Below are 8,664 nucleotides of genomic sequence, written 5' to 3' on the forward strand. Positions count from 1 at the left end.
CGGACCAGCTGATCAACCACGGCTACGAGCCCTACTTCGTGGACATCTCCGAACTCCGCAAGTCCGGCGGAGGCCCCAAGTGCTGCACGATGGAGATCCGCGACCGCTGATCAGTCCTCGATCGGGACGGAGCCCGAGCACATGATGCGGGCCCAGCTGATGCGGCCGTCCGAGGACTGGTAGTACATCTGCTGCTCCATCAGGGACTCGCCGGCCTCCGTGCGCAGGTGCAGGCGGGCCAGTTCGCGAACAGCACGTCCAGCAGGTCCTCGTGGGAGTGCGCCTCCCAGAACCTGCGCGGGGTCATCGCGCGGAAGTCCAGGTCAGGGGCGGTCACCGCGCGTACCGCGGCCGCGTCCTTCGCCGCCAGGGCGGTCGCGAACGTCGTGCCCAGGTCAGTCATGGCGAGAGTGTGCGACACCCGGCGCCGGCAACACCATCCCGAAAGGGTGGACGAATCGCCGACCAGTCTGAAAGGATCCTTTCGAAAGGATGCTTTCAGATCAGAGGAGGCGGGATGGTCCGGCTGCCGGAGCGACGCAAGGTCCGCGACGTCGAGCTCATGACCGCGCTCGCCCACCCGCTTCGCGCCGGTCTCCTGCGCTACCTCATGGCCGTCGGCCCGCGTACGGCCAGCGAGTGCGCCGAGGCGGTCGGCTCCACGGCCTCCAACTGCAGCTGGCACCTGCGCCAGCTCGCCAAGTTCGGCCTGGTCGAAGCAGAGCCCGACGCCGGGGACGCCAGGCAGCGGCCGTGGAAGGCGAGCGTCGTCGGCCTCGAGCTCGGCAGCGTCGCCGACGACCCGGCCATGCGTGCCGCCCAGCTCGCCGTCTTCGGCGCCTCCCTCGCCGACGAGCAGGAGCTCACCCAGCGCTTCCTCGACCGCACCGACGAGCTCGGCCCCGAATGGCGCGACGCCGGCGGGGTCAACACCTACGCACTGCGGATCACCGCCGCCGAGCTCGGCGAGCTGGCGCAGCAGATCGAGGACCTGGTCCGCCCCTACGTCGCCACCATCCGTACCGACGCCCCGCCCGGCGCCCGGCCGGTGCACGCGGGCTTTCGCGCCTTCCCGAGGCTCGAAAGGGGACAGCCGCGATGAGGGACGCGCGGTTCGCCCGCCTCTGGCTCGCCTCGTTCTGCTCCGAGACCGGCGAGTGGATGCTCCAGATCGCCCTGCCGATCCTCGTCTACCAGGCCACCGGCTCGGCCACCTCGACCGCCGCCATGATGATCGTGGGCCTCGTCCCGGCCGTCCTGCTCAGCCCCGTCGCGGGCGTCCTCGCCGACCGGGTCCACCGCCGCCGGCTGCTCCTGCTCGTCTGCGTCGGCCAGGCGCTCGTCGCCACCCCGCTGCTCGCGATGGGCGACACCATCTGGCTCGGCTACGTCGTCATGGCCGGCCAGGCCGGCCTCGCCGCGCTGTTCGAGCCCGCCCGCAACGCGCTCGTCGTCGAGCTCGTCGGCCCGGACCGGATCACCGCGGCCAACGGGCTCCTCGGCTCCGGCACCAACGTCTCCCGCCTGGTCGGCGCCTGGCTCGGCGGCCTGCTGTTCGCGCTCGGCGGCATCGGCTGGGTCTTCGCCGGCTACGCGGCCGTCCTCCTCGCCGCGGCGCTCGCGCTCCTCGCCCGGTTCGGCACCCGCCCGGCGCGCGCCGGGACCCGCCCGGCGCTGCGCGAGTGGCTCGATGGGCTCGCGCTGATCCGCCACGACCGCCGGCTGTGGGTCACCGGCACCGCGATGATGGCGATGGCCGTGTCGCAGGGCATGTTCCTGGTGCTCTTCGTGCCGTTCGTCCTCGACGTGCTCGGCGTGGGCGCGGACGGCGTCGGCCTGCTTCGTGGCGTGCAGGCCATCGGCGGGCTCGCCGCCGGCGTCGGCGTCGCGGTGCTGGCCCGCCGGGTCGCGCCCGCCAGCATGTACGGCTGGGGCGCGCTCACCTTCGGCGTCCTGTCCGCGCTGACCTGGAACGGCCCGCACGTCACCACCGCGCTGGGTGTCTACATCGGACTGTTCATCGTGCAGGGCGTGCCCGGTGTGGTGGCGTCCACCGGCTTGCTGTCCACACTGCAGACCGCCGTGCCGGCCGCGGCCACCGGCCGGCTGCTGAGCACCGCGTTCGCCGCGATCGCGCTCGGTACCGCGGCCGGCATGCTGGTGGCCGGCGCCGGGGTGGACACGGTCGGGCTCCCCGCGCTGTTCGACGTGCAGGCCGCGCTCTACGTGCTGAGCGGCGTGTTCGTGCTGGCGACCCGGCGCGCCTCAGCTCGCGCCGATACGCCCCACGCCGCCGTAGCCCAGTAACCGCGCCGGCGAGGTCGACGGCCGGTCGTCCTGGCGCCACTCGTCCAGCAGCACGAGCCCCGGCTCGACCAGCGTCGTGCCGGCGAACCAGCTCTCGATCGTGGCGCGGTCCCGCGGGGTGATCCGCTCGTCGGCGCCCTCGTAGAGCCCCAGCAGCCCGGCCAGCTGCCCGGCCGTCTCCGGGTCCGCCTCGTCCTGGCTCATCGTCGAGATGGCCAGGTAGCTGCCCTCGGCGCACGCGGCGCGGTAGGTGTTCACGAGCCCGGCCGGGTCGTACTCGTCGTCGATGAACAGCAGCAGGCCCACGATCAGCAGCCCCACCGGCTGGGAGAAGTCGATCAACCGGCCGACCTCGGCGTGCTCCAGCACCGAGCGCGGCTGGCGGACGTCGGCCCACACGACCGCGGCGTTGTCGTTGTCCTTCAACAGGTCGTAGCTGTGGTGGACGGCGACCGCCTCGTAGTCCACGTACACGACCCGCACGGCCGGGTCGGCGCGCTGCGCGATCTCGTGGACGTTGCCGACCGTGGGGATGCCCGAGCCGAGGTCGAGGAACTGGCGGACGCCCTGGTCCATCATGAACCGCACGACCCGGTGCAACCAGGCGCGGTTGATGCGGGCGACGTACTTGACCCACGGCGCGACCTGCTCCACCTGCCCGGCCAGCATCCGGTCGGCGGCGAAGTTGTGCGCGCCGCCGAGGTGGAAGTCGTACATGCGGGCCGCGTTGGGCTTGTCCATGTCGACCTCGGGGATGTCGGTCGGCGGTGGCTCGGGGCTCATCGCGGGCTCCGTTTCGGTGCGGTGGCGAGGAACGGGCACCTTCGAGGGTACGCGCAAGATCAACCGGCGCCGCGCACCACCATCGTGACCGCGTCCGCGATGCTCGCGCCTGCCGTGCCGGTGGCGAGCCGGCGCAGCTGCAGGCCGGTGACCAGCGCGACGACCGGTCCCGCCAGCCGCTCCGGCGTCGGCACGCCGAGTCCACTGAGGACAGTGAGGGCGATCCGGTCGTAGGCGGCGAAGCACTCCGCGGCGGCGTCGCGCAGCCCGGGATCGCGGCCGGCCTGGAGGTAGAGCTCCAGCGGCGCGATCTCCTCGTGCCCGAACCGGGTGTGCAGCGCGATCCGCTCGACGAGCGCGGCGGCCTCCGCCAGCGTCACCGGCTGGTCGAGGTGCCGCTCGGCCACGCCGGACAGGCGCGCGGTCTCCTCGGCGACGAACAGCAGCATGGCCTCCCGCAGCAGCTCGTGCTGCGAGGCGAAGTGGTAGGTGATCGAGCCGAGCGACACCTCGGCCTCGCGCGCGACCCGCCGGTTGGTCACGCCGGCCACGCCGTCGGTGCCGATCACCCGCAGGACGGCGTGCAGGATGCGCTCCCGGGTGGTCACGAGACCGGCGGCGTGCGGTCGGCCCAGCCGCTGACGCACTCCAGCTGCGCCGCCAGCGAGATCAGCAGCTCCTCGCTCCCCGCGGGCCCGAGCAGCTGCGCGCCCACCGGCAGGCCGGCGGCGGTGAGCCCGGCCGGCACGTTCACCCCCGGCCAGCCCAGCACGTTCCACGGCCAGGTGTACGGGCACGCGCTGATGACCGTCCGGTCGGTGTGCCAGCCGCCGAGGCCGTCGATGGCGCCGACCGGTAGCGGGGGAGCGGCCGACGTCGGCGCGAGGACCACGTCGGCCCGGTCGAAGATCCGGCCGACCCGCCGCTGGAAGAACCCCAGCGACCGCTTGGAGAACCGCAGCGCGCGGCCGGCGAGCCGGGCGCCCATCCGGCCGGTGTCGCGGGTGCGGAAGTCCAGCAGCGACTCGTCGGGTGCCCCCGCGCACCAGTCGTGCACGCCGGCGAGCGAGCGGGGGAGGAAGTTGAGGCCGATGAGCCCGTAGCGGGGGTCGTCGACGGCGACCTCGTGGCCCAGCTCGTGCAACCGGCGGGCCACGCCGACAACCGCCGCGCGCACCTCCGGCTCCAGCCGAAGACCGCGGACCAGCGCGAACGCCGGCCGCAGCGACAGCGCGACCCGCAGCCGGCCGGGCGTGCGGCCGGCCGCGGCGCGGAACCGGCCGCGGTCGCCGCCGGCCAGGACGTCGAGCAGCAGCGCGGCGTCGGCGGTGGTGCGGGCGAGCGGGCCCCACTCGGTGATGCCGTTGAACGCCTCCGGGGAGGGCAGTGTGCCGCGGCCCGGCTTGATGCCGACGAGGTTGGTCCAGCCGGCCGGGATGCGGATCGAGCCGGCGCCGTCCGAGCCGACCGCCGCCGGCACCAGCCCCGCGGCGACCGCGGCCGCCGAGCCACCCGACGAGCCGCCGGGCGTGTGGCCGGGATGCCACGGGTTGCGGGTGACGCCGAACGCCTCGCCCTCGGTGATCGGCCACAGCCCGACCTCCGGCGTGTTCGTCTTGCCGACGATGACCGCGCCGGCCGAGCGCAGCTGCCGGACCAGCTCGGCGTCGCGCTCGGCGGCGGGGAAGTCGCCGGCGCAGCCGAACGCGGTGGGCTCGCCGGTGAGGTCGAGGTCGTCCTTGATCGCGACCGGGACGCCGAGGAGGGCCTTGCGTTCGCCCCGCGCGAGCGCCCGGTCGGCCTGCGTGGCCTCTGCGCGGGCGGCGTCCGCGCGGATCCGGCGGAAGGCGTTGAGCGTGGGCTGGGTGGTGTCGATCCTGCGGAGCGCCTCGTCGACCAGCGCGGTCGAGGACACGTCGCCGGCCGCCAGCCGCGCGGCCTGGGTCTCGAGCCCCGCGAACAGGGTCGTCATGGTGCCTCCCGGAGTTGTTCGTTCGAACGAACAGTACCCGGGCGCGGGGTGGTCCGCACGTGCGGTAGTGCGAGGATGGAGCCGATGACTGTGCACACGGCCAGGCGCTCACGCCGCCCGGCGACGAAGCTGTGGCGGGTGCCCGTGCGGCGGGTCGAGCAGGTGACCCCGCGGCTTACCCGGGTGACCGTCGGCGGCGACGAGCTCGCCGACTTCGTCAGCGCCGGCACCGACCAGAACGTGATGCTCTACTTCTACCCCGACGACGTCGAGCTGCCCGAGCCGCTGACATTCGGGTCGGCGCGCGCGATGTGGGCCCAGGTCAGGCCGCTGACCAGGACGTACACCATTCGCCGGCACGACCCCGAGGCGCACGAGGTGGACTTCGACTTCGTGCTGCACGACGCTCCCGGCCCCGCGTCGGCCTGGGCCAAGCGGGCGCGTCCCGGCGACCGGCTGATCTTCGTCGGCCCCTCGCCCGCCTACCAGCCGGATCCCACCGCCGACTGGCACCTGCTGGCCGGCGACGAGACCGCGCTGCCGGCCATCGCGGCGATCCTCGACGTGCTGCCCGAGGGCGCGGTGAGCAGGGTGTTCGTCGAGGTCGAGGACGCCGACGAGGAGCTGCCGCTGCCGGTCGAGGCCACCTGGGTGCACCGGGCCGCCGGTGGCTCGCTGGCCGGGGCGGTCGCCGCCGCGGACCTGCCCGAGGGCCGGGTGGACGCGTGGCTCGCAGGGGAGCGTTCGTCGATGGTCGCGTTGCGGACGCATCTTCTGGACCAGCGTGGTTACCCTCGCGGTGGGGTTCGGCCGACGACGTACTGGCGGCGCGGCGAGACCGGCAGCTGACCTGCTGACCTGCGCATTCGTTGCGAATAGGAACTTCGGCCGACCGGAGAGCGTTGCTCGGTAAGGGAGTTCGCGCGACTCGACGGAGGATCAGGAGTGCACAGGCACTACAACGGTCTGAAGACCGCGCTGCTGCTCGGCGGGATGAGCGCGCTGATCATCGCGATCAGCTCGCTGTTCGGTCGCACCGCGGTGTTCATCGGCCTCGCGATCGCCCTGCTGATGAACGGCTATGCCTACTTCAACTCCGACAAGCTGGCCCTCCGCGCGATGCACGCCAGGCCGGTCTCCCAGGCCGAACAGCCGACGATGTACCGGATCGTCCGCGAACTGGCGACGTCCGCCCGCCAGCCGATGCCCAGGCTGTACGTGAGTCCCACCCAGGCCCCGAACGCGTTCGCGACGGGCAGGAACCCCCGCAATGCGGCGGTGTGCTGCACGCTCGGGATCCTCGAGCTGCTGAACGAGCGGGAGCTCCGGGCGGTCCTGGGCCACGAGCTGTCCCATGTGTACAGCCGGGACATCCTGATCTCGTCCGTGGCCGGCGCCCTGGCCAGCGTCGTCAGCGTGCTGGCGAACCTGGCGATGTTCGCGGGCCTGTTCGGCGGCGCCGACGACGACCGGCCCAACCCGATCGCGCTCCTGCTGCTGGCGCTCCTGGGTCCGATCGCGGCGGGCATCATCCAGATGGCGGTGTCGAGGTCGCGCGAGTACCAGGCGGACCAGTCAGGCGCCGAGCTGACGGGCGACCCGCTGGCCCTGGCCTCCGCCCTGCGCAAGATCGAGCACGGCACCCGAGTGGCCCCGCTGGCGCCGGAACCCCAGCTGGTGACCCAGTCCCACCTGATGATCGCGAACCCTTTCCGCCCGGGCGCACGGGTGGCCCGCTTGTTCTCCACCCACCCGCCGATGGAGGACCGCATCCGCCGCCTGGAGGAGATGGCCCGCAAAGGCCTCCGCTGACGCCCCTCGGCGGGTCATCCGATGAGCGCGTCGACACCCTCGCGGCTGGATCGGTCGTCGCCGGTGTCGATCGAGCCGAGGATCATCAGCATCACCCCTTCGGCAAGGAGTGACCTGTCGTTGTCGTCCTTGGTCAGCGAGTCGTCGCCGGTCTCCGTGACGACCATCGTGAGTCCCTGGGCCAGGCAGCCGAAGAGCCTGCCCAATGTCTCGACGGTCACGCCGGGGCGGAGCTTGAGTCCCAGCTTCGTCAGTGCCTCGTCGTAGCTTTTCACCCAGGTCTGGGAGTACACCTCGTAGAACTGGGCTTGCGCCTTCTGGGCGACGCGGCTGTAGGTGGCGTCCACCGTCAGGGTGAGCTGGAAGACCAGGTACCGCGCGAACCGAAGTCGTAGCGACATGTCCTTCTTGGCGACGGCCAGGATCAGGTCCGAGAACCTCGCCTTGCCGGTCGCCACGTCGTCGAGGCCGCCGAGTAGCTCGGCCCGGGCGAGGTCGAGAGCGTCCCGCCAGCGCGGCGAGTACAACGCATAGGTCACGAGATCCTGGAGATAGTCGGCCATCAGCGCCCAGCGATGCTTGAACGCCCCCAACTCCGACCGCACTCCGTCCCAGTCGATGTCGGGTCCGCGCTCCTCCGCGAGCTTCATCGCGCCTTTGACGACGCGCTCCCGCGAAATCTGGCGCCAGCCGAACGCCGGACCGCTTCGCTCTCCGAGATCCTCGTCGACCATCTTCAGGCCGATTTCCAGAAAGAGGAGGGTCAGCGCGAACGACTTCTTGTTGTTCGGGTCCGCCTGGGTCTCCGGATGGCGAAGTCCTTCGAGGAGGTCCATCCACGGGACATTCGCGTGTCGGTTGCCGCCGTCCCGCGGCTCCGTGGCGATCTCGGTCAGCAGCCGCGCGCCGTCACCCTCGGACGCGTGCCGCCACAGGTCCAGGAACTGGCCGGTGTCGCCGCCGAGCTCGCGCACGACCGGCTCCAGCGTCTGCCAGAGGGGGAGTGCCCGGCCGCGGAACAGGTCGGCGACGGCGGACCGGGGGAGCTCGAGCTTGCGGGCGAGCTCGGCGATGCTCGGGTTGCCGGCCTGCCGGCTCAAGTCGAGCAGGGCGCCGAACAACGCCTCGGCGGCTGACTCCGCGGCGAGCAGCCGCGTGGGTGACATCCGCAGAACGCGAGCGAGCACGGCAAGCTCGTCAGCGGTCACCGACTGCCGGATGCCGGACTCGAGCTTGGCGATCGTGGCCCTGGTCAGCGAGTCGATCCCCGCGTCGGCGCAGGCGTCGGCCAGTTGCTGAGCGGACCAGCCACGCTGTGTGCGAAGAAGCCGGATCCGCCTCGCGAGCTGCCGCGACGTAGCCGCCTGGTCCATGAATCACCTCGGCCGTAATCGTAGCCCAACCCTTGCGACTTGCTCCACAACAGAGCACCCTGTACCTAGGTTGTACTACCACGGATCACCCACGACCCCGCGCGGGAGGTGTCGATGCCGACCCTGGGCTCGCCAGCAATGCTGCGCTGCGCGGTGTCGGCCGCCCGGTCCCTGGTCGCCGGAATAGCGATCGTCTTCGGCGGCCTGATCCTCTTCGTGGGCATCTTCGTGAGCAAACAACGCCGCGACTACGCCCTGAAAGCCGCCCGCTGCGTGACCGACATGGTCGCCACCCTGAGCGGCCCCCCAAACACCAAGAACGACCCCAAGAAACCCGGCGACTGACCCTGCCCGACCCACAACAAACGGCCCGGCGACCTGTCGCAGGTCACCGGGCCGTTGTAGCTGGTGTGGCGG

10 protein-coding genes and 1 pseudogene are annotated in these 8,664 nt (G+C 72.0%); 6 read left to right on the forward strand and 5 right to left on the reverse strand.

Features of this window, described 5'->3' with window-relative positions:
• Nucleotides 1-110, forward strand: a pseudogene (locus tag VGD70_RS00430) (amidinotransferase); the annotation flags it as partial.
• An 89-nt stretch (nt 111-199) separates the two neighbouring features.
• Here the strand turns inward: VGD70_RS00430 and VGD70_RS00435 are convergent.
• Entirely contained in the window at nt 200-403 is a 204-nt protein-coding gene (locus tag VGD70_RS00435) for a hypothetical protein (RefSeq protein WP_331076913.1), read from the reverse strand.
• A 114-nt stretch (nt 404-517) separates the two neighbouring features.
• Between VGD70_RS00435 and VGD70_RS00440 the strand changes: the two genes are divergently transcribed.
• Together VGD70_RS00440 and VGD70_RS00445 are read left to right on the forward strand one after the other, a co-directional pair.
• Complete coding sequence (locus tag VGD70_RS00440) at nt 518-1,102, forward strand: helix-turn-helix domain-containing protein (protein ID WP_331076914.1); 585 nt, start codon at nt 518-520, stop codon at nt 1,100-1,102.
• Complete coding sequence (locus VGD70_RS00445; RefSeq protein WP_331076915.1) at nt 1,099-2,307, forward strand: MFS transporter; 1,209 nt, start codon at nt 1,099-1,101, stop codon at nt 2,305-2,307. The genes VGD70_RS00440 and VGD70_RS00445 overlap by 4 nt, the downstream gene beginning before the upstream one ends.
• On the opposite strand, the gene VGD70_RS00450 is transcribed toward VGD70_RS00445, so the two are convergent.
• Genes VGD70_RS00450 through VGD70_RS00460 form a run of 3 tightly spaced genes read right to left on the reverse strand, consistent with a single transcriptional unit; the run spans nt 2,266 to nt 5,062 of the window.
• On the reverse strand, nt 2,266-3,090 hold the full coding sequence (locus tag VGD70_RS00450) for an SAM-dependent methyltransferase (RefSeq protein ID WP_331076916.1): 825 nt from the start codon (nt 3,088-3,090) through the stop codon (nt 2,266-2,268). The genes VGD70_RS00445 and VGD70_RS00450 overlap by 42 nt on opposite strands.
• 59 nt (nt 3,091-3,149) lie before the next feature.
• A complete protein-coding gene (locus VGD70_RS00455; RefSeq protein WP_331076918.1) occupies nt 3,150-3,698 on the reverse strand; it encodes a TetR/AcrR family transcriptional regulator in 549 nt (182 codons plus the stop codon).
• A complete protein-coding gene (locus VGD70_RS00460) occupies nt 3,695-5,062 on the reverse strand; it encodes an amidase (RefSeq protein WP_331076920.1) in 1,368 nt (455 codons plus the stop codon). Before VGD70_RS00460 ends, VGD70_RS00455 begins: the two co-directional genes overlap by 4 nt.
• A gap of 84 nt (nt 5,063-5,146) precedes the next feature.
• On the opposite strand from VGD70_RS00460, the gene VGD70_RS00465 reads away from it, so the two are divergent.
• Both VGD70_RS00465 and htpX read left to right on the forward strand, forming a co-directional pair.
• Complete coding sequence (locus VGD70_RS00465; protein WP_331076922.1) at nt 5,147-5,911, forward strand: siderophore-interacting protein; 765 nt, start codon at nt 5,147-5,149, stop codon at nt 5,909-5,911.
• A 96-nt stretch (nt 5,912-6,007) separates the two neighbouring features.
• On the forward strand, nt 6,008-6,874 hold the full coding sequence (htpX, locus tag VGD70_RS00470) for a zinc metalloprotease HtpX (RefSeq protein ID WP_331076924.1): 867 nt from the start codon (nt 6,008-6,010) through the stop codon (nt 6,872-6,874).
• A gap of 14 nt (nt 6,875-6,888) precedes the next feature.
• On the opposite strand, the gene VGD70_RS00475 is transcribed toward htpX, so the two are convergent.
• Complete coding sequence (locus VGD70_RS00475) at nt 6,889-8,247, reverse strand: helix-turn-helix domain-containing protein (protein WP_331076926.1); 1,359 nt, start codon at nt 8,245-8,247, stop codon at nt 6,889-6,891.
• A 114-nt stretch (nt 8,248-8,361) separates the two neighbouring features.
• Here VGD70_RS00475 and VGD70_RS00480 point away from each other — a divergent pair, with 114 nt between their 5' ends.
• Nucleotides 8,362-8,592 carry a hypothetical protein gene (locus VGD70_RS00480; RefSeq protein ID WP_331076928.1) on the forward strand — a complete coding sequence of 77 codons (231 nt, stop codon included), beginning with the start codon at nt 8,362-8,364 and terminating at the stop codon, nt 8,590-8,592.
• Nucleotides 8,593-8,664: the final 72 nt, after the last annotated feature.

The sequence above is a fragment of the Actinophytocola sp. genome, from assembly GCF_036402745.1.
In the GTDB taxonomy this organism is placed as follows: domain Bacteria; phylum Actinomycetota; class Actinomycetes; order Mycobacteriales; family Pseudonocardiaceae; genus Actinophytocola.